We start from the raw sequence: 25,773 nt of genomic DNA, 5'->3' as shown, positions 1-25,773 counted from the left end.
CTCTGAGCTATAGAGCTAGATATTTAATCTGTATCATCTGATAACAGCAGCCTATTATTTACTTTTAGAGTTCTTATCAGTAATAGCCCGACAACAAGCAGCCAAATGATACTTAAAATAATTACAAAACTTAATAAAGGATTGACCATCAGATAACCCATAACTATGACACCGAGTGTTGCAAAACACATATTAACAAAACTCATCATCGCTGCAGCACTGGCTTTGTCACTCAGGGCATTGGAAGCTACAAATGAACCACCTGAAAATAGGAAGCTGCTAAATAAATACAGGCTGGCTGTAATTAGGAAAAACCATAATGATGATTGACTCCCAAGGTGCCACATCATCAATAAATTAACTATCCCAAGAGCAACGCCAAGAAAGCCAACAGCAATGAGTTGATTTGCTGAGAAACGAGCAAGTAATTGTTTGGCAAATAATCCACCCATGAGCATGCCAACAATATTGAGAATATTCCAATATCCATACTCCGCTGCCGAGAGTTTCAATAGTTGTTCTGCAATTTGAGGTCCTGCGGCAGAAAAACAGTAAGATATTGCAGAGCAACAACCTACGACTAATGAAAAAATTACCAATTTAGCAGAAGCAAGAGCAGCATAATAATCACGGATGATCGTCAAGACATGAATTGATTTGGGCTGAATCAATGTTTCACTAAATACACAAGTTCCCCATAGCATAATCAAGCCATGTATGAGCAATATCCAAAAACATCCTTGCCAGTGAAGATATTCAGTAATTAATCCACCAATTACCACTGCGATACCAATGCCAAGAGCAAAGGACAATACAGAATAAGCCATAGCAGTTTTTCGTTGCGTTTCAGGTAGCCACTCATTAATTAGCATGAATGTACAAGCGAGTCCGCTAGCGGCACCTAAAGCCGTTATTAACCGCCCTCCAACAAGCAACCAATAACTTCCTTGTGACAATGCGAACAAACAAATAACAATTCCAACTAAGTTAATCACCAGTCCAGTGCGCAGAGCCTTTAAACGTCCATATCGGTTGGCAAGTGGTGCATAGACTAATTGGCCTGCTACATAGCCAATCAAAAAAGCCGAAACTATCCATTCGATAATGCCTGGACCTAAACCATATTCGGTTTGAATTTTTGGTAAAGCGGGGGTGATAATCGCTGCAGAAACTGATGCAATAGAAATGTAGTTAAGCAACCAAAACAGATTAAATGAGGATGTTTTTTCTGCTGCACGCATGACTGTCCTTAATATGATTTTAAATAAAGGGGTTTATTGTAAGTGCTTCTTCATCTTAGTCAACATATTCTTTTGGGAGTTAGTGTGCATGATTCATTATGGATTAATGATGATTATAAACACAAAATCTAAGCTTATGCCGATCTTATTCTATAGGTGCTTTACGAAATGTCCTGACGGTTTTTTTTGTATTATTCTCAATAATTTCACCACGAATATCATCAAAGTGTCCATTAACTTGAATTAACATCCAAGTATACAGCTGATCGAGGTCATCTCCTGTTTGGGTCGCGATTTTTTCTTCTTTACAGTAAACATTCGCAGTAAATAGCTTGCTCATTTTAAGAATCCTCTGATCCAAACATATATATAAGCTTAGCTAATTTTATCGGATTCACCACGTTGTATAAGGATATATTGAACTATAATTTAAATAGGAGAGTTATATATTAGGAGATTGTTATGGGTACCAATTTTTTAGCAGCAGTACTAGGTTGGTATCTGGTAATTGTGAGCCTTCTTTTACTTGTACGCCGTAAAAATGCAGTCGCTGCTATGAAGGAATTGATGGGGCAACGAGCTGTCATGTTAGTTATTGGCATAATGACCTTAATTATAGGATTGTTAATGGTTCTTAGTCATAATGTATGGGTAATGAGTTGGCCTGTCATTGTGACAGTTTTTGCTTGGCTGATACTGATTGCCGGCTTATTTAGGCTCTATTGTCCAGATACCGTATATAAAATTTGGAATAGAATGATAGATAAGTCGGAATTATTTATCACGAGTGCTGTCATTACATTACTCATCGGTTTATTCTTGTTGTACAAAGTTTATTTTGGATGATGAAATGATATCCGCTTGGAGGAGCAATGCATCCTCCGAGCTTACTCTGTATATGACTCAACCGGGACAGGAGCTATTATTTTGAGCACGCCATCAGTTCTTTGCATTTTAAAGTTAAATCACCAATAGGGTACTAAAACACGAATGACAGTCAAATCTTATCAAGAAATTGAGCCGATCAGTGGAACGGCTCAGGTTAATTAATTAAATAAATGATGCGAGTGTGGATTCAGATGTGTACTCACTATAAAAATATTTCATATCTTCATAGAGCTCTTTCAACTCTTCTACATCATACATTCCTTTTTTAGCTTGTTTGTTTAGCTGAATGTATGTTTCAATGAAATCTTCCATTTTGTATTTTATTTTGGAATCGCTCAAGTCTTCTGTTGATTTGATTTCGATAATGAAATCATCTAATTCAGTTTTAATTTGTTCATACTCTTCTTTGCTTCCTAGAATTTTCACTTTAGCTTCTGATTTATTAAGGGATTGATACAATAAATAGAGCGCAAGCAATCCAATGGGAACAAAAATAATAAGCCCTAGATATGCACCTGAAAAATCTGCATGAGATTGCTCATTTTGTATATGACATATAGGCATATCCTGATCGGTACAGGCTGCTAGAGCAGGGGGGAGGGCTGTTGGGGGGCGGCATATCGATGTTTCGTAGTTCAAGTTGGGTGGGTAAATGTCTATAGATTGTTTTTTGTTTGACTCAAAAAATGAAGGTCGCAATTTGGGTTGGTTAAGGGATTTTTGCTGCGATTTGGGTTGTGATAATAGCTGCAATTTTTCAGGTTCTTTGGGGGGCTTCAGGCCTTTGATAGAATATTGAAATGAGATCCAACGGTGCATCGAATCCATTAATGCATTTAATTCTTGAGCTTGTCCAGCTAGTGTTGCGAAATCAGTATCTTTCATTTTAGGGCCATTTAAATGAGCAATAACATAATTGACCTGTTGTTTTAGCACTTGATTTGTTTTTGAAAGATCTACCGTTGTGGACGGAAATTGTGCCAAAGTATCTTGATTTGCGATAAAGGTATTTAACTTTGCTTGCTCAGAGGTTAACCATTTTTTGATTAAAGATAAATTTTGTTCCTCCTGAATCGCTTTATGATATGCATTTGTATTGGCATGGATAACTTCTTCAATATGAATTGAGGATTCATCAATAAAGTGGTCAATTTGTTTCAGTAATAAAGACAATTGTTCCTTAAATTGAAAAACTGTATACACTTCGCCCGCTTGCCCCAATAGATCCATGGTATGAGTAATAACTTTTTGAAACTGGTCGAGTTCATTTAAATCAGTTATTGCTTTAGCATAATTATCTAATACCTTATCTTGCATATTTACTAACTGGAAATCAGGGCAGTTTTTAAGCTGATCAGCTGTTAACTGCAATGTAGAAATAGGGCTATCTACGATTGCAGTTGAACTTTTCCCGCATTCTTTTACTGCTTGAGTAGGGTAGGCTTTTAAATCAGCAGGTTTATCGATTGCGAAGGTATAGGGATGTGGATTAACCGGATTTGCATTCAGAGCAAAATGCAATATTCTGTTCCGTTCGGTAGATAATTGTTCAATCGTTTTAGATAATTCGCCAAGGCGATCTCTTAGCAATTGTGATTCAATCCTGTGGGCTAATTGAGGCTGAATTTCGTCATCAATTGTACTGCGGAAATTGGCCAAGAATAATCGGTCTGAACCTACAAATGGAGAAATGTTTTTTTCAATAGTACGTACGTAACGAGTGACTAATTCTAATTGCTCACTTGTTTGCTTGATATTGGGATTTTGACTTATTCCTTTCAGGATGTGATTAAGATCCAATAAGAAGAAATTCATGGGTTGATTTAAATGATCTTGACGTAAATCTTGATTTCTTAATAATAAATAATCACCCGTTTTTTGCATTAGTTGATATAAAGCAGACCATTGCAGGCGTTGACTATCAATGGGCTGAACATGAAAATCATCTCGGGTTAAAGCGTGACGCGTTTTGAATGCGTTAGAGTAAAACCATGAACGCTCATAAACATTGATTAAAGCCTGGGAGTCATCAGCAAACCAGGAACTGGGGTTGGCTAGATAATCAGGATGAATCCCTGAGTTGGCGCGTGTTTTAAGTATCCATTCTCTTTGCTCTAATTCTTCCTCGGTATAACAGGACTCAGAATGGAGCCAAAAACGAGAATGATGAGGTTGGGGTTGATATGACGCGTAATACTCCTTTTTTTCCTTTGCCATACTTCTCACTCCTTGAGATTTAGAATAACCTGAAGGTTATTGTACGGATGGTAACTAAATAGAATATTTTTAAGCCAATTAATTTGATAACATTCTTTAGGTGAATATGCAACAACAAGAATCGACATTTGGAATTGTGGTGCAGTATTCGGATTTTTGTTAAATTATATTTTTTAACTTGAATGAGTAACTTATGCCTTCTTTTGATATTGTCTCTGAAACAAACATGGTTGAATTACGTAACGCGGTTGATAATGCCTTGCGTGAGATGGGCACTCGCTTTGATTTTCGGGGCGTAGAGTCAAGCATAGAACTTAAAGAACTGACGGTGACATTACGCGCTGAATCAGACTTTCAAGTCAGACAATTAGAGGATTTATTCCGTAATCATTGCAGTAAACGCAATCTTGATGCTTCGGGTGTAGATATGGAAGATGAGCCGGTGCACAGCGGAAAATTTTATTCTTTAAATATGACTTTTAAGCAAGGAATCGATCAGCCTACAGCTAAAGAGATTGTGAAATGCATAAAAGATTCCAAGATTAAGGTTCAAGCGTCTATTCAAGGAGATAAAATTCGTGTTACAGGTAAAAAACGCGATGAATTGCAAGAGACAATTGCTCTTTTGAAGAAATCAAATATTAAATTGCCATTGCAATATGAGAATTTTCGAGATTAATTTTGGGGGTAGAGTCAGAAAATTTTTCTTCTATCAGTGGGGAAAAAGGAATGCCTCCTTATCCGCTTTACAGGCACCTTATAGCCAAAACTGAGAAGGGACATCTGTTCATTGAAATAAAAACTCTATTCCTATTGTAGGTTAGATGAAGAAAAAGTTCCCCTCCCATTGTGGGAGAGGGAAGGGTGAGGCAGAGATATTTTGGTTTAATTCACAATTTCATCAATTTTGGCAGAGATTCTTGCTGATAAATAAGGATCCTTTTTCGCAAGCCCACGGGCCACTTTAAGTTGCGCTACCGCAGCTCTTTTTTGTCCTTCGAGAAGCAAACATTGAGCCTGAGTAAAATAGGCGTAACTTTTTTGATGTGATTGTGCTTGTGCTCGAGCTAACTCACGACACAAAGGGAGATCGTGTTTATATTTTCTACTCCCTTTAAGCAAAATACTGGTTGCTTTTTCATTTTGATTCGCAGCCAGTAAACCTTGAGCGTACGCCATAAGTGCTGCGTAATTGTCTGGATAGTTTTTTTGTATTTCTTCTAATCGAGTCAGTGCGGCTTTATGTTGGGACATTCCTGTTTCAGCTTGTGCCATAGCAATTTGAAAATAGAGATTATTATTTTCTGCCAATAAAGGAGTTAAAATAGTAGCTGCTTTTGCATAATTATTATTATTGATTAAGGTAAGAGCATAGCCATATTGGCAGGCATGGGTTGGGGTTTTTTTGTTGCATTGATGCTCATAATAATCGAATAACGCTTTAGGTTCTCGAGTGACTGATGTGCGGATTAATTCCTTAACTAAGTGATACTCTGGTGAATCTACATGCTTTTTATGTGAAGATTGGGCGATACGGTTTTCTGCTTCGGCTATCCTGTCTCCATCCAGCGGGTGAGTACGGAGAATGGCCGGTACATTTGCCGTATAGTAATAACGTGAATTTTCCTGCATTTTTTTAAAAAACGCAGCCATGCCTTTGGGGTTATATCCTGCTTTGGTCAACATATCAATTCCGATCCTATCCGCCTCTTTTTCTTTGGAGCGGGTAAAATTGATGTTGTCTTGCGAGAATCCTGTTAAGGCTCCCATCATTCCAGCCATTCCAACTGTGGGATTAATTACTCCTAAAGCAGCAGTTGCCAGTATCGACGCAAGCATGGGGACGCGCATTTGTTTTTGATGTTCGAGCATTCTGTAGAGGTGATGCAAACGGACGTGTGCGATTTCATGGGCCATTACCCCTGCAAGCTCGCTTTCAGTGCTGGTGGTTAAAATAAGTTGTGAATTGATACCTATATGTCCACCAGGACCTGCAAATGCATTGATTTCATTTGATTTTACTATAAAAAAATCAGGCGTTTTAATATGACCCGCATGAGCCAGGTTTTTTCCAATGCGATTAATATATTGGCTTGCTAATGGATTTCGTTCAACGCTTTCTGATTGATTGATTTGCTGTACGAATTCTTTTTCCAGTTGTTCCAGCTCACTGGTTGAGTACGGGGACAGGCCATCGGCAAAAGAAGGTTGGGCAAAAATACTCGTTAAAAGTATCCAATATATGTTTTTCTTAATTTTCAATTTAATCATTAGGCTACTCAAAAATTGAATAATTTGTTATCATTCACACATCGTAACTACTCATCCTCTCTCGTTATCCCGCGTTTTGTCCTTCGGGATTACGCCTATTTAGTGTTGAGCAGTTACCTTGCATCATAGTAAAGGTACTTAAACAATGCACAAAAAGTTTTTGCTCGCAGCACTTGAACAGGCCCGGATTGGACAAGGCCATTGCGCCCCTAATCCCTGTGTTGGCGCGGTTGCTGTGCAAAATGGAACTATTATAGCACAAGCAAGCCATAGATGCGCAGGGACTCCGCACGCAGAACAATTATTGTTAACACAGATTCCTCCTAAAATGCCAGGGGTTTCTCTATATATTTCTCTTGAGCCATGTAATCATTGGGGAAGAACACCACCTTGTGTTGATGCGATTATTAATCATGGAGTGGAGGAAGTCGTTTTTGCTTATTTGGATCCTAATCCAGTTGTAGCTAAAAATAATTCCTCAGAAAAATTACGAGCCCATGGAATTAAGGTGACGCATTATCCGGTAGATGAAATTACCGAATTTTATAAAAGTTACTCCTACTGGACTGTAACCAAAAGACCAAGAGTAACAGTGAAAATTGCGCAAACCCTAAATGGTAAAATTGGACGCTCAGTAGGGGAGCGTGTTATTTTGTCGAATACTTTATGTGAAGAATTTACGCATCAAATGCGTGCTGCCGCGGATGTGATTCTTACTACTGCCAAAACAGTGAGTCTGGATAATCCCAAGATGAACGTGCGTTTAGGCCAGGAAAAACAGGCAAAGCCTGTCGCAATTATTGATAGGCAGTTGAGTCTTGACCAACAATCTATAATTTTTTCAACCGCGGCTCATTGTCATGTGTATCATTGCAATGAGCGGGAAGTTTCTTATCCTAACAGTACTTTGCATTTCATGCCCATGAAAAACGGGGTAATGGATTTAGATGCTGTGATCAGCCATCTCGGTGGACTGGGATACCACGATGTTTGGGTTGAAGCAGGAGGGACCCTTTTTAGTGCACTGCACCAGGAAAGGTTAGTTCATCGAACTTATTTATATATCGTTCCAAGCATTTTGGAGCACGATGCAATTTCAGCATACCAGCAGAGTGGAATATTTGACCGAACGCATACTATTTCTTGGCATGCTATGGGCGACAATATGATAGCATGTCTGGATTGGCAGGAGGATTAAATGAACACTGGATCAAATGAGGTCGCGTTATGAAGTATTCATTAGCTACAATAGAACACGCAGTGGAAACACTCAAAGCCGGTAAAATGGTTATTTTAATGGATGATGAAGATAGGGAAAATGAAGGGGATCTGGTTGTGGCCGCAGAATATGCAACGCCAGAAGCAATTAACTTTATGTCTCGTCATGGTTGTGGTTTGATCTGCTTGTCTATGGCTGATGAACTAATTGATAAATTACAATTACCAATGATGGCGCAAAATAATAGGTCTCCTTATGGTACAGCCTTTACTGTATCTATAGAGGCAGCAGAAGGTGTATCAACAGGTATTTCCGCTAAAGATAGGGCTCAGACTATTAAAGTCGCGATTGCTCCTGAGAGTGGCCCTGCAGATGTTATTTCTCCCGGACATGTTTTTCCTTTGCGTGCCAAGAAAAAGGGCGTTTTGGAACGACCTGGACAAACAGAGGGTAGTGTTGACCTGGCAAAACTTGCTGGCTTAACTCCTGCCGCTGTAATTTGTGAAATTATTAACGAAGATGGCACCATGAGTAGACGAGATGAATTGGTTGCATTTTCCGAAAAACATAATATACCTCTGGTAACGATTAAAGATTTGATAGAATATCGAATTCGTCATGAAATGTTAGTCGATGCGGCTGCTTCAACACGTATTCCTTTGCAAGACAAAGGTGATTTTAATATGACCGTTTTTGCAAATGAACTTGATTGTGCAGAGCATTTTGCATTGGTTAAGCCACCTAAATTTGCTAATCGCGTGCCTCTAGTACGTATTCATTCAGAATGTATTACAGGCGATATTTTTGGCTCTTGTAAGTGCGATTGTGGCAACCAATTGGAGCAATCTTTGTCTCTTATTGCGGCTGAGGGTGGTATCTTAATTTATTTACGCCAGGAAGGTCGAGGAATTGGTTTAGCAAATAAACTAAAAGCTTATGCCTTGCAGGAGCAAGGTTGGGATACCGTTGATGCGAATCATCAGCTAGGTCTTCCTGCAGACAGCAGAAATTATGCGATTGCCTATCAAATACTTAAATATTTTGGTATTGATGCAATAAGATTATTAACCAATAATCCATCAAAAATTGCTGCTGTTGATCGTTATGGAGTAAAGGTTATGGAGAGAGTGCCTTTAGAAATAGAACCTACTAAGGAAAGTCACAGATATTTAAAAACTAAGAAAGAGAAAATGGGGCATTTATTGGCGATAAGTTAGGTCAGTGTTCTGATTCGTTTGTAGCCACGGTATGTTGTAGCCTGGATGCAGCGTAGCCGAACTCAGGTTTTCCAGTGTAAGACCCTGGTTCCGCTGCACTCAGGCTATAATGAAATCCGAATTCTCTATTTCTCTACTGAACAGTACTTAATTAGCAGGATACAAGGTCAATTATGACAAATTTTATTTTTATTACAGGTGGTGTGGTATCTTCCTTAGGAAAGGGTATTGCAGCTGCGTCGCTCGCTGCAGTTCTCGAGGCACGTGGTCTAAAAGTAACACTGATTAAGCTTGATCCCTATATTAATGTTGATCCTGGAACCATGAGTCCATTCCAGCATGGAGAAGTTTTTGTGACTAATGATGGTGCAGAAACAGATCTAGATTTGGGGCACTATGAGCGTTTCGTGAATACAACTATGACAAAACGGAATAATTTTACTTCAGGTAAAATTTATGAAAATGTCATTAAAAAAGAAAGAAGAGGGGATTATTTAGGTGGAACGGTTCAGGTAATTCCCCATATTACTAATGAAATTAAACGATGCATCAAATTGGGTGCTGATGGTTTCGATGTGGCTATGGTTGAAATTGGTGGAACTGTAGGTGATATTGAATCATTACCTTTTCTTGAAGCAATTCGTCAAATGCGAATTGAATTAGGCTCACAAAGAACTTTATTCATACATCTGACTTTAGTGCCTTATATTGCCACGTCAGGTGAGACGAAAACAAAACCAACCCAGCACTCAGTCAAGGAGTTGCGTTCTATAGGTATTCAGCCGGATATCTTGATTTGCCGCTCAGAAAAAGCTCTGCCTATGTCTGATAGAGCAAAAATTGCATTATTTACCAATGTCGAAAAAGAAGGGGTTATCCCGCTCGAAGATGCGCCAAGTATTTATCAAATTCCAAGAGTATTGCATGAGCACGGACTCGATGACATTGTTGTGAAAAAATTGGGTCTTGATGTAAAACCTGCCGATTTAAGTGAGTGGGATCGTGTTGTAGCAATGAACGCTGTTCAAACCGCGACTGTAAAAATTGCTATGGTCGGGAAATATATTGAACTGAATGATGCATATAAATCGATTAATGAGGCCTTATTGCACGCAGGACTTCATACCCAGACAAAAGTAGAAATTGTTTATTTGGACGCTGAGTTAATTGAAACTCACGGTGCTTCGCTTTTAGAAGGTATTGATGCAATTCTAGTCCCTGGCGGTTTTGGGGAGCGTGGTGTTGAAGGTAAAATTAAAGCAATCCAATATGCTCGAGAGCATAAAGTTCCTTTCTTGGGTATTTGTTTGGGAATGCAAACGGCAGTTATCGAATTTGCCAGAAATGTTGTTGGTCTAAAAGATGCAAATTCTACTGAATTTAACAAAAATACCTCATATCCTGTGCTCGGACTCATTAGTGAGTGGATGGATGCGGATGGTTCAAAACAACTTCGTGATGAACATGGTGATTTAGGTGGTACAATGCGTTTAGGGGCACAAATGTGTCAATTAGCAGAAGGTACATTGGCACGTAATGTTTATGGAAAACCACAAATAATTGAGCGCCACCGCCACCGTTATGAAGTAAATAATAAATATGTAGAAAGCCTGGTTGAGCACGGGTTGATTATCTCCGGACGTTCAGCAGATAATTCTTTAGTTGAAATGATAGAATTATCCGATCATCCCTGGTTTTTGGCATGCCAGTTTCATCCTGAATTTACATCGACTCCAAGAGCAAGTCATCCACTGTTTAAACAATTCGTGCTTGCTGCTCGCAAAAAACATCAAGGAACCAATTAAGTATGAAATTATGTGGATTTGAAGTAGGTATAGATAAGCCTTTATTTTTAATTGCTGGACCGTGTGTCATTGAAAGTGAAGAACTCGCTTTGGAAACCGCAGGTTATTTAAAAGAAATATGCAAGCAACTGCAGATTCCTTTTATATATAAATCTTCTTTTGATAAAGCAAACCGTTCTTCAATATCCAGTTACCGAGGTCCAGGTTTTGAAAAAGGATTATCCATTTTAGAAAAAGTAAAAAATCAGGTAGGTGTTCCTGTTTTAACTGATGTTCATGAAGATACTCCATTGTTGGAGGTATCGAGTGTTGTGGATGTGTTACAAACTCCGGCGTTTTTATGCAGACAGACTAACTTTATCCAGAAAGTAGCGTCGATGAATAAGCCTGTTAATATCAAAAAAGGACAATTTTTAGCTCCTTGGGAAATGAAACATGTAATTGCCAAGGCAAAAGCATGCGGTAATGAGCAAATTATGGCATGTGAGCGCGGTGTAAGTTTTGGCTATAACAATTTGGTTTCTGATATGCGTTCTTTAGCCATTATGCGAGAAACTGGTTGTCCTGTTGTTTATGATGCAACACATTCGGTGCAGTTGCCTGGTGGAAATAATGGCGTTTCAGGTGGACAACGCGAGTTTGTTCCAGTTCTTGCCCGTGCTGCAGTTGCTGCAGGCATTTCAGGATTGTTTATGGAAACTCATCCTGATCCAGATAAGGCTTTGAGTGATGGTCCTAACAGTTGGCCTTTGGCTAAAATGAAACTCTTACTGGAGTCATTAAAGGAATTGGATAAAGTATATAAAAATACAGGGGAAATTGAGTAATCAATTTCTTCCTTCTACATCCTGTTGGATTGGATCATGCTATAATGTATTTAAACTGTTCTTTTGAGCATATTATGAAAAAGTCTAAATGGCATGAGATTAAAAAGCTCGATACTCAAGAAAAATTGGGTAATGATGAACTTACTTATGATCCAATCGATACTAAAAAAGAATTGGATGAAATCGAAAAAATTACTTATGATTCAAACGATACTCGACGTGAAATGGAAGTTCTTACGAATACTCTGGTAGGTGCAACACATCTTCCCGCACAACTGATCAACCAGAAAAATCCTTTGGACCCAAATGATACACCTACAGAAACTGAAGATCTTGAGCCTAATGCTCCGAAACATCGCTAATCATTCATATTATTCTAATTTTTAGCCGCTTCTAATGTCACACTATTTTTTAAATTTTCTAGCCATTTTTGTCTATTTTTTTCTCCCATATCTCCTTTCTTAATGGCATAGTGCAAAAGGTATATGCCGTTATTATCTTTGATTAATAGCTGACATACCCATAAAATATCATTAGGCTGTTAGATAAAATAACTAGCGAGTTTTGCAAATGAGAAACTTTGGGGGATGGTTTTTTAAATTTTGGCTTATGGTTCGATGCAAGTTTGTAGCTCTATCCAGAATCAAAACCCATTTTCTGTGAATTAAACCTCTCCTGATTATAGGAGAGGTAAAAAAGCTTAGCTGAGATCACTCATAGTAGATACGGCATGGTAACCTGCATCAACATGTACTACTTCGCCGGTTATTCCTGAAGCTAAGTTAGAACATAAAAATGCAGCAGTATTCCCAACTTCTTCAATAGTAACGTTTCTATGGAGCGGGGTAATATTAGCATAAGCATTTTGAATTTTGCGGAAATCCTTAATTCCAGCAGCAGCAAGTGTTTTGATTGGTCCTGCTGATATAGCATTAATTCGAATGCCTTTAGAACCTAAGCTTGCAGCTAAATAACGAACGGAAGCTTCAAGACTTGCCTTGGCAACACCCATAACATTATAGTTAGGTACGGCTTTTTCAGCACCATAGTAACTTAGGGTTAACAGAGAACCTTCAGTACCTTCCATCATAGGCAAAGCAGCTTGTGCAAGACCTACAAGACTGTATGCACTGATATCATGTGCAATTCTAAAGCCTTCACGAGTGCACGACTCAACAAAATCTCCACTTATTTGATCTGCTGGAGCATAGGCTACTGAATGAATTAGGATATCCAAGTGGTCCCAATGCTTGCGGAGATTTGAAAAAAGAGCTTTGATTTCTTCATCATGAGCTACATCACAAGGAAAGGTTAGCGATGAATTGAATTCAGCAGCCATTGTTTCCACACGATCTTTCAAACGCTCATTTTGATAAGTAAACGCTAATTCGGCTCCTTGTTCATGAAATGCTTTGGCAATACCATAAGCAATAGATCTATTGCTAGCCAGCCCAATAATGAGTGCCTTTTTACCCGCTAAAAATCCCACCATTCTCTCCTCAATTAATTAATATGAGTTCGATATCAAAGTCATTTTAATGTCTTTTATATCGCTATACGAATGTTATCCCGTAAATGTTAGCATTTATACGAGATCCTGTTTAAATTATTCAATTCGATATGAAAAATAAATTTATTTTTCATATCGAGCTCTCATTGATTAGTATGCAATGCTAACAATTCACGCATCTTAGCCTGAATCATTTCAATAGCAATCCTGTTTTCTCCTCCGCGAGGAACAATAATGTCTGCATAGCGACTGGATGGTTCAATAAACTGCAAGTACATGGGGCGTACTGTTGTTTCATATTGATGTACTACTGATTCAAAGGTTCTATGTCGTTCAACCACATCTCTTTTTAAGCGTCGGGTTAAACACACATCGAGCGGAGTGGACATAAAAATTCGAATATCCATTATTTCGCGTAACTCTTTATCGCTAAAGAGTAAAATACCCTCAAGGATAATAATGGCATGTTGTCCCACTGTTCTGGTTTCAGGCAAGCGCATGTGCTTGGAGTGAGAATAAATGGGAATTTCAACAGGTCTACCATCTCTTAATTGTCGTAAATGTTCGCAAAGCAAACTATGATCGAAAGAATCAGGGTGATCGTAGTTTATTTTTTCTCGTTCAGGGAAAGGCAAATGGCCATTATCTTTATAGTAGGCGTCTTCAGAAATAACTACTACTTGTTCCGAGCCAAGCTCATTAACGATGGTATTCGCTAAAAGACTTTTACCTGATGCAGAAGGGCCTGAAATCCCAATAATTATCGCTTGTTTGTTCATGATGATATCGTAAGAAATTTCGTGCAAATACTAAAGGTTTTTTGTGTTAAATTCAATCTTTAAATTAGGGTTTGCTTATTATAGCACTGGTTTTTAGAGCAAATAAATCGATCAATTCTATAATGTAAGTTTAGCTGATTTCCACAGTTAAAATGTAGCCCTGGGTTTAGTGCAACCAGGGCTACATATTTAATTAAAAGCTGATAGCACTTCCTGCAAGGGGTGTCCAGTGGCTGCAGACGGATTTTTTATCATAAGCACCGCAGATAAAGTAGGAGCAATGTCCGTGGTGTACGTCGTGCGAAATATGCGTTGTGCTTTAAAATCCGGATGGACAAATAGCAATGGAACAAAACTGTCATATTGCCAAGGACTGCCATGAGCAACGCGATCTTTACCTTTAGTGCCATATGATTGATTTGGGGGTTGAATGAGGTAAATATCCCCAGACCGATTTGGAAAATACATCTTATTGACTTTAGCGCTAAGCCAATCTTTTTCAATATCTGTAATTGGCAAAGCATATGCTTTGAATATTCCAGGTTGCAGGGTTAAAGCATGTGCAATATAACGTTTCACCTCATTCAGTTCTATTTTATGTTTATTTATTACCTTATGATTAAGATAGATATATGGCGGGGTAATCGACATTAGTGTTTGTTCTGGAAGAGCATATCGGCTTTTTAATGAGGCACGAATGTATTGTTCCATTTGTGGGATATTAATGGGATTAATTTCATCCATATGATGTGCTTTGAGATAGGTTGGTCCATCATTTACGCCATGATCTGCGGTAAGTACAATAAGCGTGTTGTTGAGGCCTACTTGTTTGTCAATAACAGCAAAGAGATGTGCCAGAGTTTTGTCTAATTCTAATAAATTATCTTCTGATTCAAGGCTATTGGGGCCAAATTGATGGCCAATCGCATCAACACCAGAGAAGCTAATACCTAAATAATCAGTTTTCCCAGAAGATTGTCCTAATCGTTCTTTAGTTAAAAGTTGTTCTGCAAAATCTGCGGTTAATTGATCTGCTTTAGGTGTTCGGGACAATGATTTAAAGTATTCAGGGCTAGGAGCCTGAGTTATATGATGTGGGAAGGTTTGACCAAAAAGTTCATCTTCATGATGGAAAACAGGAGAATTAGCATTTTGATATTCACTTTTAGAACGGCTTAGATGCCAATCGTAGTCTTGGGGATGATAATTTTTATTCCAATTTTTAACCCATTGGGGGTATTGTTTATAGTAGTAAGTACTGGTAATAAAACCACCATTGGTTGTATCAAACCAGAATGCTTTACCCGCATGACCTGCGAGAGCTATTGCTGAACGATCTTTTAAAGAAACACCAAAGACACGTCCTTTTTGGGAAAGTACGACTTCATCACTTAACGTTGAAACATATAAATTTTTAGGAGATCGCCCCGGAATAGCAATACGTGTATGAGATGTTTGCAATATATTAGTTTTTAAATCTTCCATGCAATAGACCATTTGCCGAGATTTTCGGTCATACCATTCATTATTAACAATGCCGTGTAAGGCAGGAAAACTTCCCGTTGCAACAGTAGCATGTCCTGCACACGTAGTTGTATTGGCATGGGGGTGATGCGTATTATGATAATCAATGGCATGGCTTAATAAGTAATTAAATCCTCCATTCCCAAATTGTTGCTGATGTTGAAAAATTAAATCGCCACGCAATTGATCGATTACCAGTTGAACAACCAATTTCGGTTGATGAATTTGCGCATAGGTGTTGAGACAATTTAGAAAAAGAAAAATGGAACAGAGGTATTTTTTCATAACTTATCCTGATGCGGAATAAAAGAGGTAAATTAATCAACAGGGCATAAAAATGCAATCAAAAAGGTAAATTTAAAGATTTTTTCTATTTTAAAATCCCTAGTGGATTAGACGAAGGCGTGTCGAAAAGAGTTTATTTTATCAGGATAGGAGCAAGATCATAGACCCTATTTTATTGACTTTTAAAGATTAAAAAGTAATTAAGGAGTAAAAGGAAATTGCATGACTGGCTTTATGAATTAGTTTAAACTTCGCGTTGGAGTAAATTTTACTAATCCCGATTCATGGAGTTTAAGGAGAACAGAAATGGGTTTTCAGTATGTCGAATATGATAAATTGGCAAAATACATTAGGGAAAGTATTGCAACTGAATTAAAAAGTCATAACTTGGATGAAAAAGATATACCCAAGTCATTAAGGCTTCTTTCCATTAGCCATCCTGAACGAGCGATTCAGTGTAAATACTTACGTGCAATTCTTATTTGTCTTGAACAACCCGATATTAAAGATGATAAAACACGTGTACTTAATGCAGCGGCATTCTATATTCGTGCTCAAATTCATAAAAGTTATCAAGGAACTGTAACTCCATATTTTTTGTCTCCCGAAAACAGTACTCTATATAATGCATTAACAACATCCCTGAATCTTACTCTGGACAATTTCCCAGACTCTAAAGATTTAATTGATATGTATGATGCTTTGAGTCATTTTATGCATGCACAAGTGTATGTTGATTCGGATCCAAGAAAAGGTTATCTCCCCCCCAGTAAACAGCCATTTTCAAGTAAAAAAATTAAGGATTATAAGGTAGAAAAAGTGCTGCAAGACTTGGTTAAAAAAGTAGCGGACTTCAGGGCAAAAGAGATTGACCAGACTAAGGAACAACAGTTCGTAAAAGACTCTGACATAAAAAATCGTGCAAGGATGTTTTCAGATAAGGTGATTCCTCCTGCTTCGGATTCCCCTACCGGCAAAGATTCTTTGGAGCCTATCAGCAATACTCTTTTTGCTAATGGCAGCCTTTAATTGCTATTGGTTTAACAATAATAGTCATATGCAGCGAAGTGGGACCTTATTTTTCGGAATACCTTTGCTGCATGAAACTGTGATAGGATTTAGAATTAAAATTGCGGCTCTGATACTTTCTTTTGCTGTTCTATGGGGTAACCCGAAATAGCCCAATCAATTATCCCACCCTCTACTGAATATACTTCCTGATAGCCTAAATCCATTAAGGATTGAGCGGCAAATAAAGATCGAACCCCACCTTTACAGTGTAAATAAATAGGCTGATTTTTATTAGGAAATTGAACTGCAATAGAGGATTTAATGAGATCTTTAGGGATGTGGATCGCTTTAGCAATATGGAATTCTTGCCATTCTTCCAATTCTCGAACATCAATTAAACAAAGATTGGGATCATTATCCATCATTTTTTTTAGTTGATGCACATCAATTGTTTTAATATTAGGGTTGGTCATAACGAATCTCTCTTATTGTGGGTCTTGTAATTGTAGAGTGGTGGAGTAGCCAATAAATTGTTGCCGTGAAAACACCGCCTATCAATGTAGCGAACGCCCAGGTAGCAGCAGAAACCAGGACGGGTTTTTGCCCCGTTCGATTCATATTGCCTGCATCGTGGGCTACGGCACCAGCGAAAATCAAATGTAAAATACCATTGATAATCATCATGATATATAAAAAAGTTTGTATTTGTGTGGAAAATTGCTGTATTAGCTCATTGATCATGAATTAGGTTCCTTTAGTTGTTAATCAATGTTAGTTGGACTTTTTAAACCAAACAAAACTTATTCTTTAGTACTATCATGAAAATTAAAAGATTATGTCAGGCATAAAAATCGAACTTGCAATATAATAACAGAAAATCAATAAGATCTTTTATTTCTGTGTTAACCCCGGTAACATCATCGAAAAAAATACAAAGAGAGAAAGAATGAATGCACATGAAATCCCTGTTCCTCATTTGACCACAGCACACTCTGGGCCATTGTTTCATGTGGAAAAAATTGTTTTAAATCAGATAGCAGCAATTGAGGCGTGGTTTAGGCACCAATGGAAAGAAACGCCTCCCCCATTAACATCGTCTGTCGATTTGCGGCATGCGGGATTCAAATTGGCACCTGTAGATACGAATCTATTTCCAGCGGGGTTTAATAACTTGAATCCGGAATTTCTTCCATTATGCATTCAAGCGGCACAGTCTGTATTAATCGATTATCTTCCAGATTGCACTCGAATCTTATTGATTCCAGAAAGTCATACACGCAATAAGTTTTATCTAAAAAGTCTTAATGTCTTAAGAACTATTTTTATAAAAGCTGGTTTTGTAGTTCGTATTGGTAGTTTAGATCCTGAAATTAAAGAACCTACTGAAATTGTTCTTGAGGGGGGCGAAACGCTCCTGTTAGAACCCATGCAGCGTGAAGGTGATCGTGTTGGATTGGCTAATTTTAATCCATGTTTTCTTATGTTGAATAATGATTTGTCTCAGGGTATTCCTGAAATTTTACAAGGAATAAAACAAAAGATAAGACCTACAGCACAATTAGGTTGGTCTTCGCGCCTGAAATCCAGTCATTTTAATTTTTATGAAGAAGTTGCGATGGAGTTTTCCGAATTAGTAGGGATGGATTCATGGCTAATCAATCCCTATTTTAGTGCTCTAGAAGGCTTGGATTTCATGGCTCAGGAAGGTATAGACAGATTAGCCATCGAAGTAGAGAAAATTCTCACTTTAATGAACGATAAATACGCAACCTACGGAATAAAAGAGAAACCATTTGTCGTCATTAAAGCCGATAATGGCACTTATGGCATGAGTGTAATGATGGTGCATGATGCAGAAGACGTACATAAATTAAATAGAAAACAGCGTACAAGAATGTCGACCAGTAAAGGTGGTCGAAAAGTGGATAGGGTAATTATTCAAGAAGGCGTATATACTTTTGAAACCATGCCAAACGGTTCTGTTGCTGAGCCTGTAGTGTATATGATTGGTCAATTTGTGGTTGGTGGATTTTACCGAGTTCACCAAGAACGTGGTATTGATGAAAATCTGAATGCACCAGGAATGCATTTTGAACCTTTAGCTTTTGCCCAGGCGTGTAATATGCCTTGCGATGATTTAACCGAGGTAGATGAATCCAATCGTTTTTATGTTTATGGGGTTATTGCCCGCTTAGCAGCTCTTGCTGCAGCAAGAGAAATTGCAGCAATTGGAGGTGAATGATGAAACTTGCTGTGTTGCTGGACCCTTTAAATCAATTAAAACCTTATAAAGATACGACTCTGGCTATGATCAAAAAAGCTCAAGAAATGGGTTGGTCTTGTGTTGTTTTTACTCAAGAAGATTTGTTTTGTAAGGAAGGACGGGCTTTCGCACAAGTTTCTGATTTAAGTATCGGTGATTTAAACAGCAAAAATTGGGCTACGATTAAAGATTCATATGAAAAACCTTTAGGTGAGTTTGATATCATACTAATGCGCAAAGATCCTCCTTTTAATACAGAATACATTTACACTACATATTGTCTGGAACTTGCAGAACGCGAAGGAGTTCTTGTAGCCAACAAACCTCAAAGCTTGCGTGATGCGAATGAAAAGTTTTTTACTTTAAATTTTCCTCAGTGTTGTCCAACTACACTTGTTTCGCGAAATATTAAGCGGTTGAAATCATTTTGGGAGGAGCATAGACAGGTTATTTTTAAACCTCTTGAAGGGATGGGAGGTAACTCTGTATTCCATGTGGAGGAGCAAGGAAAAAATTTAGCGGTTATTTTAGAAGTCCTAACAAAAAATCAAACGCAAACGATTATTGCCCAACGTTATATTGATGAAATAAAAACCACTGGTGATAAACGCATTTTATTAATCAATGGTGAACCTGTTCCCTATGCATTGGCACGTATTCCCGCACAGGGCGATTTGCGAGGTAATTTAGCTGCAGGTGCACGTGGCGAGGTAGTACCTATTACAGCTAGAGACCTGTGGATTTGTGAACAAGTAGGACCTACTCTCAAAGCCAAAGGTTTGTATTTTGTCGGGATTGATGTGATTGGTGATTATTTAACAGAAATTAATGTTACAAGCCCAACCTGTGTACGAGAAATAGAAGCTGAAACAAAACTTGATATCGCTGGTGATTTTTTACGTTGCCTTGAGAAGATATGTCGTGATTAATCAAAAAGGCATATAAAGGCTGCCTGGGCGAAGCTCAGGCAATAAAGTATTCAAGTACCAATATTATTCATCTACATAATCATTACCAACTTCTGCAGCCGCTTCCTGATTGGCTTTTTTATCATCAACATAAAGAGAGCCCGTATCTTGATTAGCACCTGTGATGAGATGATTTCGATATTGTAAATACGCATCTCTCATAAAGGCATATTTATCCAAAGCTTCATCCATTATTTGCTCAGTATCTAGCAGTTGTGAGCGTAAATCCACTGTACGTAGAGCTAATAGACTGTACACCACGGCATCATTATTAATGTAAACATAGGGGCTATATAGCGCAAATTGGAATAACCATCCTGCTCCGTCTCGAAGCGTGCTTGGGCCTAATATGGGAAGCATTAGATATGGAGAATTTTTATCGCCCCATTTAGCTAAAGTAAGACCTAAATCATTTGAATGAGGGGGTAAGCCAAAGGTTTTGGCTACGTCAAATAAGCCACCTACACCTAAAGATGAGTTGATAATGAATCGCCAAGAGTCTCGAATTGCCCATTTTCCCTCTGCTTGCAGAAGATCATTTCCTACGGATGGAATAAGATCGAGGTTGTTGTAAAAGTTATTTATACTTTTACGAACAGGAGCGGGTAAAACAGCCCGATATGTTTTTGCTGTGGGCTTCAAAATTGCATTGTCCAATGCAGTATTAAACTTATATATTTTGCGGTTAAACGGTTCAAAAGGATCGGCGGGGTTAGTTCCCTTACAAGCACATCCAGTTAAAGCAAGACCACCGGTAAAACTAATGATTATTGAAATTAATCGCATGATTTTTTTTATTATTTGACTTAGTAAACGATGTTACACGAGTTTGATGTTCTTGCAAACAATCATAGTGACTCCTGCAGCTGTTGACGTTTTGAGTACAATGTATTTTAGAGCCCGAGTCCGGCGCATAGCCATAGGATAAAAACAAGAACAAAAGGTCTAATGCTATTTTATTAGAACTTTAGCAAAAAAGTCACAGGCCCATCATTGCATAAGTGAACTTGCATGTCGGCACCAAAAGATCCACTTTGTATTTGTGGATATAACTGAGCGGCTCGCGTCAAGAGATTATCAAATAATTCCCGACCCAGTTGAGGTGGTGCTGCGTTCGAAAAACTGGGACGCAAACCTTTTTGGGTTTCGGCCATTAAGGTAAATTGAGGCACTAATAATAATCCACCTTGAACATCTTTAAGGCTTAAATTCATTTTACCTTGGCTGTCGCTAAAAATACGATAATTGATGCACTTCTCTAACATTTTATTGATGTTATGGTCTGTATCATCAGGTTCAAATCCACAGAGTACCAAAAGCCCCTGATCTATTTTTCCAACTGTTTCACCATCAATATCTACACGGGCATGCGTTACTCTTTGGATTACAATCAACATGCATCAAGTCCTTGTTTGGAAATTTCTTTACTCGCATAAATTAGAGCGTCAATGATACCTGACTCTCTATCTGAATGCCCCGCATCACGCACTATTCTTAAATTGGATGCCGGTATTGCTTGATGTAGTTCAAATGCACCAGCCAGGGGAGAAATTAAATCAAAGCGACCGTGGACGATGTATGTTGGGATATGTCGTATTTTATGAACATTGTCCATTACCTGATTTTCTTCAATGAAAAAGTGATTATTGATGTAATGGGATTCTAATGTTGCAAGAGCCAGGGCAAAATGAGGATCACTGAATTGATCAATGACATATAAATGAGGATGTAAACTGCTGCAACGAGCTTCCCACAATGCCCATGATTTTGCAGCACTCATGCGTGCGAGTTCATTAGGGCCTTGCAAGCAATTGGCATAATATTGGGGGATTTTATCCAGCATGTTTTCAGGAACACTGCTTGTAAATTCTTGCCAGTAGTCAGGATAAACCAGATTGGCACCATGCTTATAAAACCAGTCGAAATCTTGCTGTCTTCCCAAAAAAATTTGATGTAGTTGTAGTGCTTTAATCTGTTGCGGAAATTTTTGAGCGTAAAGTAAAGCAAGTAAAGAACCCCATCCACCGCCAGACAATACAAATTCGGATAACTCTAAAAAATCTCTGATGGCATCGATGTCATCTAATAACAAATTGGTCGTATTTTCACGAACTTCTAGGTGAGGGGTAGAGCGTCCACAACCGCGTTGATCAAAAATTATGATTCGATAATGTTGCGGATCAAAAAAACGTCTAAGGTAACCATCTCCGGAAGAAGCACCGGGGCCTGGATGTAATACAATAACAGGCAATCCATCCGGATTGCCTGTTTCTTCAATATAAAGTGTATGCAGTGCACTGACTTTTAATTCATGTTGCGCATAAGGTTTAATTGACGGATAGAGTGAGTGCATTTTAGTCCTTTAGGAATTTTTGTTTTGCCATATTGCATTATTTTGCGCTGGGAAGCGTTTGAAAGCAATATGTATACGCGTTAGCGTAAAAAAACAAGATTATAATTATAATTAGTATAGCTTCTATTTTCTTTCCCTTGCGAGATAGTGGGATCTATTAATAGAATACACCATCGATTTTTTCCTGGAATTTTTTTATGACTCTTGCTGCAATTCTTAAAGGGCTGAATGAGCGACAACGCGAAGCAGTTACTTCACCGCTTGGTAATACGCTGGTCCTTGCTGGGGCGGGGAGTGGTAAAACGAAGGTTTTGGTTAGCCGCATTGCATGGCTCATTGAGGAGGAACATATTTCACCGCATGGAATTTTGGCCGTAACGTTTACTAATAAAGCGGCTGGTGAAATGAGAGCGCGCTTAAATAATATGTTGAGTACTCCTGTATTGGGATTATGGGTAGGAACTTTTCATGGGTTGTGCCATCGCTTGCTCCGCCGACATTATCAGGAAGCTAATTTGCCCGAGCTGTTTCATATTTTAGATTCCGAAGATCAAGCGCGCCTGGTTAAACGAGTGATTGCCTCATTAAATCTTGATTCAGAACAATGGCCAGTGAAACAGGCTCAGTCGTTTATTAATGGACGTAAAGATGAAGGACTACGACCCCAACACGTCCATACTTTGTCTTATGGACCTGGTAAAACGTTACTCAATATTTATAAGGCATATGAACAAGCCTGCCAGACTGCAGGAGTAATCGATTTTGCAGAATTGTTATTGCGGACCCATGAATTATTGCGTGATAACCCGGAAATTCTTAATCATTACCGTCAACGTTTTCAAGCCATATTGGTGGATGAGTTCCAGGATACCAATACGATTCAATATGCATGGGTACGTCTTCTTGCTGGTGAACATACTGCTGTTTTGGCAGTCGGAGATGATGATCAATCGATTTATGGTTGGCGAGGAGCGAAAGTCGAGAATATTCAGCAATTTTCTCAGGATTTTAAAAACACACAAATTATTCGTTTGGAACAAAATTATCGTTCAACAGCAACCATACTCGATGCAGCTAATGCTTTAATTACACATAATAATTCACGGATGGGAAAAGACTTATGGACGAATGGCGCAACTGGAGAAAAAATTATAGTCTACAGTGCCTTTAATGAGCTGGAGGAAGCACGCTTTGTCTGTGAACGAATTATGATGGAAATTAATCAAGGCGTAAGTGCTGATGAAATTGCTATTTTATATCGTTCGAATGCTCAATCCAGGGTTTTAGAGGAAGCATTATTACGTGCTGGAATTGCTTATCGCATTTATGGTGGATTACGTTTCTTTGATCGAGCAGAAGTAAAAGATGCTTTAGCTTATTTGCGTTTATTAGTGAATTCGGATGATGATAATGCTTTTGAGCGTATTGTTAATTTTCCAACCCGGGGTATTGGTGAAAAAACGCTTGATGATCTGCGTCATTATGCCAAATCGGAACAATGTTCTTTATGGCATGCAGCCAAAACATTATTGCAATCAGGTGAAATGGCTCAACGGGCGGGTTCTTCATTGACGAAATTTATCGAATTAATCGAACAATTACAACAAAATACCACAGCAATGGAATTGGATGAGCAGTTATCTATAGTAATTCAGCAGAGTGGGTTGTATGCTCATTTTAGCAAAATCAAAGGGGACAAATCGGAGTCCCGTCTGGATAACTTACAAGAATTAATCAATGCGGCAAAACAATTTCGTTATGAGCAAGAAGACGAGGAAGAAATTCCTCTGGTGAATGCATTCCTGGCCCATGCTTCTTTGGAAGCTGGAGAAATGCAGGCTGAAGAACACGAGCGTTATGTCCATTTGATGACCTTGCATGCTGCTAAAGGCCTTGAGTTTCCGATTGTATTTTTAGTGGGAATGGAAGAGGGGGTGTTCCCAGGAAAACAGTCTTTGGACGAGCCAGGACGTCTGGAGGAAGAGCGTCGATTATGCTACGTGGGGATGACTCGTGCTATGCGCAAACTGATTATGTCGTATGCTGAAATACGAAGACAATATGGACGAGAAGAGTATCATCGACCTTCACGATTTTTAAGGGAATTGCCCCAAGAGTTAATTGATGAGATTCGTATTAAGGCGAAATTTCAATCACCTGTTATTACGCGAAATAAACCTTCTGTGGTACCAGAAACATCTGGGTTGTCTTTGGGACAAAGTGTGACTCATGCAAAATTTGGTCAAGGCATCGTATTAGCAGTTGAGGGTAGTGGAGCACATACTCGTGTACAGGTGAAGTTTAGTGAGCATGGTGTTAAATGGCTTGTTTTAGCTTATGCGAATTTAGCTGTTGAGATGTGAGTAATACTAAAATTCCTGTGTTTCGCTGTGTGTGGGCCAAGTTGTAATTAATCTTATTATTCTGAGTCAGAAAATCACGCCATTTCAGCTCAAGATAGTAGAATTGTAAATTGACCCTATTGAATTTTCTTCTAGTGGATGCTAGGGTGCCGGTTGGAAAGTTGTTGGTATTATGTAAACTATTAAATAAGGGGAACTGTGTGAAATTTACAAATTTATTAACAGTAGGAGCGCTGACCGCATCTTTAGTATCACCTGCAGTTATGGCAGCAGATACCAATAATACAACTCCTATGTCTGATACACAAAAAAAGGAAATTGAAAAAGTAGTGCATGACTATTTAGTAACTAATCCAGAAGTACTTTTGGAAGCTTCTCAAGCGTTACAACAAAAACAACAGCAAAATATGCAACAACAAGCTCAATCTGCAATTAAAGAAAACACTGAGCAATTGTTTCAAGGTAAAACTACAGTTATAGGTAATCCTAAAGGTAATGTGACTATAGTAGAATTTTTTGATTACCAATGCATTCATTGCAAAAAAATGTCACCAATTATTGATAGTTTGGTTAAAAAAGACAGTGACTTGCGAGTTATTTATAAAGAATTCCCAATTTTTGGCAAGAGCTCTGAATTGGCTTCTAGAGCCGCTTTAGCTGCTGGTATGCAAGGCAAATATCAAGCAATGCATAATGCATTGATTTCTATTGATAAGCGTTTAAACGATCAAATCGTTATGGCTACTGCTAAGTCTTTAGGCTTAGATATGAAGAAGTTAAAGACTGATATGCAAAGTAAAGAAGTTACTGCAGCCTTGGATGCAAACCGTGAATTAGCAGAAAAACTACACTTGATGGGAACTCCTGCATTTATCATTGCTTCAACTCCAAATGGTCAATTTAAATCAGGCTCTGAACCTTCATTTATACCTGGTGCTGCCAGTGAAGAGTCGTTGCAAGAGTTAATCAAGAAAGCAGCTGGTAATTCGTAAGCAAGTGCAGTTAAGCACAAAAGAGCCTGGGTGAAGCGAA

Annotated in this window: 24 protein-coding genes; 12 read left to right on the top strand and 12 right to left on the bottom strand. The window is 38.4% G+C overall.

The window, feature by feature from the left end; translation table 11 throughout:
• Positions 1-23 precede the first annotated feature (23 nt).
• Together BW930_RS01245 and BW930_RS01240 are read right to left on the bottom strand one after the other, a co-directional pair.
• On the bottom strand, positions 24-1,241 hold the full coding sequence (locus BW930_RS01245; protein WP_058467814.1) for an MFS transporter: 1,218 nt from the start codon (positions 1,239-1,241) through the stop codon (positions 24-26).
• A 145-nt stretch (positions 1,242-1,386) separates the two neighbouring features.
• Entirely contained in the window at positions 1,387-1,581 is a 195-nt protein-coding gene (locus tag BW930_RS01240; RefSeq protein WP_058467815.1) for a hypothetical protein, read from the bottom strand.
• 122 nt (positions 1,582-1,703) lie between these two features.
• Between BW930_RS01240 and BW930_RS01235 the strand changes: the two genes are divergently transcribed.
• Complete coding sequence (locus BW930_RS01235; protein ID WP_058467816.1) at positions 1,704-2,087, top strand: DUF308 domain-containing protein; 384 nt, start codon at positions 1,704-1,706, stop codon at positions 2,085-2,087.
• A 204-nt stretch (positions 2,088-2,291) separates the two neighbouring features.
• Here the strand turns inward: BW930_RS01235 and BW930_RS01230 are convergent, their stop codons facing one another.
• The gene (locus BW930_RS01230; RefSeq protein ID WP_058467817.1) at positions 2,292-4,346 is read right to left on the bottom strand and encodes a hypothetical protein; all 2,055 of its coding nucleotides are present in this window, start codon (positions 4,344-4,346) and stop codon (positions 2,292-2,294) included.
• A gap of 193 nt (positions 4,347-4,539) precedes the next feature.
• Here BW930_RS01230 and BW930_RS01225 point away from each other — a divergent pair, with 193 nt between their 5' ends.
• On the top strand, positions 4,540-5,025 hold the full coding sequence (locus BW930_RS01225) for a YajQ family cyclic di-GMP-binding protein (RefSeq protein ID WP_058467818.1): 486 nt from the start codon (positions 4,540-4,542) through the stop codon (positions 5,023-5,025).
• Positions 5,026-5,231: 206 nt separating this feature from the next.
• Here the strand turns inward: BW930_RS01225 and BW930_RS01220 are convergent, their stop codons facing one another.
• A complete protein-coding gene (locus BW930_RS01220) occupies positions 5,232-6,617 on the bottom strand; it encodes a M48 family metalloprotease (RefSeq protein ID WP_058467819.1) in 1,386 nt (461 codons plus the stop codon).
• A 145-nt stretch (positions 6,618-6,762) separates the two neighbouring features.
• Between BW930_RS01220 and ribD the strand changes: the two genes are divergently transcribed.
• The 5 genes from ribD to BW930_RS01195 all read left to right on the top strand — a co-directional run bounded on the left by ribD (position 6,763) and on the right by BW930_RS01195 (position 12,047).
• Positions 6,763-7,815: a bifunctional diaminohydroxyphosphoribosylaminopyrimidine deaminase/5-amino-6-(5-phosphoribosylamino)uracil reductase RibD gene (gene ribD / locus BW930_RS01215; protein WP_058467820.1), complete on the top strand. Its 1,053-nt coding sequence runs from the start codon at positions 6,763-6,765 to the stop codon at positions 7,813-7,815.
• 29 nt (positions 7,816-7,844) lie between these two features.
• Complete coding sequence (locus BW930_RS01210) at positions 7,845-9,053, top strand: bifunctional 3,4-dihydroxy-2-butanone-4-phosphate synthase/GTP cyclohydrolase II (RefSeq protein WP_058467821.1); 1,209 nt, start codon at positions 7,845-7,847, stop codon at positions 9,051-9,053.
• A 173-nt stretch (positions 9,054-9,226) separates the two neighbouring features.
• Positions 9,227-10,858, top strand: coding sequence for a CTP synthase (gene pyrG, locus BW930_RS01205; RefSeq protein WP_058467822.1), 1,632 nt, complete (start codon positions 9,227-9,229; stop codon positions 10,856-10,858).
• Between the two features lie 2 nt (positions 10,859-10,860).
• Positions 10,861-11,685 carry a 3-deoxy-8-phosphooctulonate synthase gene (gene kdsA / locus BW930_RS01200; RefSeq protein ID WP_058467823.1) on the top strand — a complete coding sequence of 275 codons (825 nt, stop codon included), beginning with the start codon at positions 10,861-10,863 and terminating at the stop codon, positions 11,683-11,685.
• A gap of 74 nt (positions 11,686-11,759) precedes the next feature.
• Entirely contained in the window at positions 11,760-12,047 is a 288-nt protein-coding gene (locus tag BW930_RS01195) for a hypothetical protein (protein ID WP_058468044.1), read from the top strand.
• 338 nt (positions 12,048-12,385) lie between these two features.
• Here BW930_RS01195 and BW930_RS01190 read toward each other — a convergent pair whose 3' ends face one another.
• The 3 genes from BW930_RS01190 to BW930_RS01180 all read right to left on the bottom strand — a co-directional run bounded on the left by BW930_RS01190 (position 12,386) and on the right by BW930_RS01180 (position 15,783).
• A complete protein-coding gene (locus BW930_RS01190; protein WP_115266177.1) occupies positions 12,386-13,177 on the bottom strand; it encodes an enoyl-ACP reductase FabI in 792 nt (263 codons plus the stop codon).
• 161 nt (positions 13,178-13,338) lie between these two features.
• Positions 13,339-13,974 carry a uridine kinase gene (udk, locus tag BW930_RS01185; RefSeq protein ID WP_058467824.1) on the bottom strand — a complete coding sequence of 212 codons (636 nt, stop codon included), beginning with the start codon at positions 13,972-13,974 and terminating at the stop codon, positions 13,339-13,341.
• A gap of 189 nt (positions 13,975-14,163) precedes the next feature.
• Positions 14,164-15,783, bottom strand: a complete 1,620-nt coding sequence (locus BW930_RS01180) for an alkaline phosphatase family protein (RefSeq protein WP_058467825.1) — start codon at positions 15,781-15,783, stop codon at positions 14,164-14,166.
• A gap of 306 nt (positions 15,784-16,089) precedes the next feature.
• On the opposite strand from BW930_RS01180, the gene BW930_RS01175 reads away from it, so the two are divergent.
• Positions 16,090-16,812, top strand: a complete 723-nt coding sequence (locus BW930_RS01175; protein ID WP_058467826.1) for a hypothetical protein — start codon at positions 16,090-16,092, stop codon at positions 16,810-16,812.
• A gap of 95 nt (positions 16,813-16,907) precedes the next feature.
• On the opposite strand, the gene BW930_RS01170 is transcribed toward BW930_RS01175, so the two are convergent.
• Positions 16,908-17,267 (bottom strand): rhodanese-like domain-containing protein, encoded by a 360-nt coding sequence (locus tag BW930_RS01170; RefSeq protein WP_058467827.1) that lies wholly within the window; start codon positions 17,265-17,267, stop codon positions 16,908-16,910.
• Positions 17,254-17,535, bottom strand: a complete 282-nt coding sequence (locus tag BW930_RS01165) for a hypothetical protein (protein ID WP_058467828.1) — start codon at positions 17,533-17,535, stop codon at positions 17,254-17,256. The genes BW930_RS01170 and BW930_RS01165 overlap by 14 nt, the downstream gene beginning before the upstream one ends.
• Before the next feature lie 205 nt (positions 17,536-17,740).
• Here BW930_RS01165 and gshA point away from each other — a divergent pair, with 205 nt between their 5' ends.
• Both gshA and gshB read left to right on the top strand, forming a co-directional pair.
• Complete coding sequence (gene gshA / locus BW930_RS01160; protein ID WP_058467829.1) at positions 17,741-19,036, top strand: glutamate--cysteine ligase; 1,296 nt, start codon at positions 17,741-17,743, stop codon at positions 19,034-19,036.
• A complete protein-coding gene (gshB, locus tag BW930_RS01155; protein ID WP_058467830.1) occupies positions 19,036-19,986 on the top strand; it encodes a glutathione synthase in 951 nt (316 codons plus the stop codon). The genes gshA and gshB overlap by 1 nt, the downstream gene beginning before the upstream one ends.
• Positions 19,987-20,049: 63 nt before the next feature.
• Here gshB and BW930_RS01150 read toward each other — a convergent pair whose 3' ends face one another.
• From BW930_RS01150 to pip, 3 genes are all read right to left on the bottom strand, one after another.
• A complete protein-coding gene (locus tag BW930_RS01150) occupies positions 20,050-20,811 on the bottom strand; it encodes an MlaA family lipoprotein (RefSeq protein ID WP_058467831.1) in 762 nt (253 codons plus the stop codon).
• A 173-nt stretch (positions 20,812-20,984) separates the two neighbouring features.
• Positions 20,985-21,422, bottom strand: a complete 438-nt coding sequence (dtd, locus tag BW930_RS01145) for a D-aminoacyl-tRNA deacylase (RefSeq protein ID WP_058467832.1) — start codon at positions 21,420-21,422, stop codon at positions 20,985-20,987.
• Positions 21,416-22,378, bottom strand: coding sequence for a prolyl aminopeptidase (gene pip / locus BW930_RS01140; RefSeq protein WP_058467833.1), 963 nt, complete (start codon positions 22,376-22,378; stop codon positions 21,416-21,418). The genes dtd and pip overlap by 7 nt, the downstream gene beginning before the upstream one ends.
• A 197-nt stretch (positions 22,379-22,575) precedes the next feature.
• On the opposite strand from pip, the gene uvrD reads away from it, so the two are divergent.
• Positions 22,576-24,741: a DNA helicase II gene (uvrD, locus tag BW930_RS01135; protein WP_058467834.1), complete on the top strand. Its 2,166-nt coding sequence runs from the start codon at positions 22,576-22,578 to the stop codon at positions 24,739-24,741.
• A 200-nt stretch (positions 24,742-24,941) separates the two neighbouring features.
• Positions 24,942-25,733: a DsbA family protein gene (locus BW930_RS01130; protein WP_058467835.1), complete on the top strand. Its 792-nt coding sequence runs from the start codon at positions 24,942-24,944 to the stop codon at positions 25,731-25,733.
• Positions 25,734-25,773: the final 40 nt, after the last annotated feature.

It is taken from the genome of Fluoribacter gormanii, assembly GCF_900156395.1.
Classification (GTDB): Bacteria; Pseudomonadota; Gammaproteobacteria; order Legionellales; family Legionellaceae; genus Legionella; species Legionella gormanii.
This window is presented reverse-complemented; position numbering and strand designations above follow the sequence as displayed.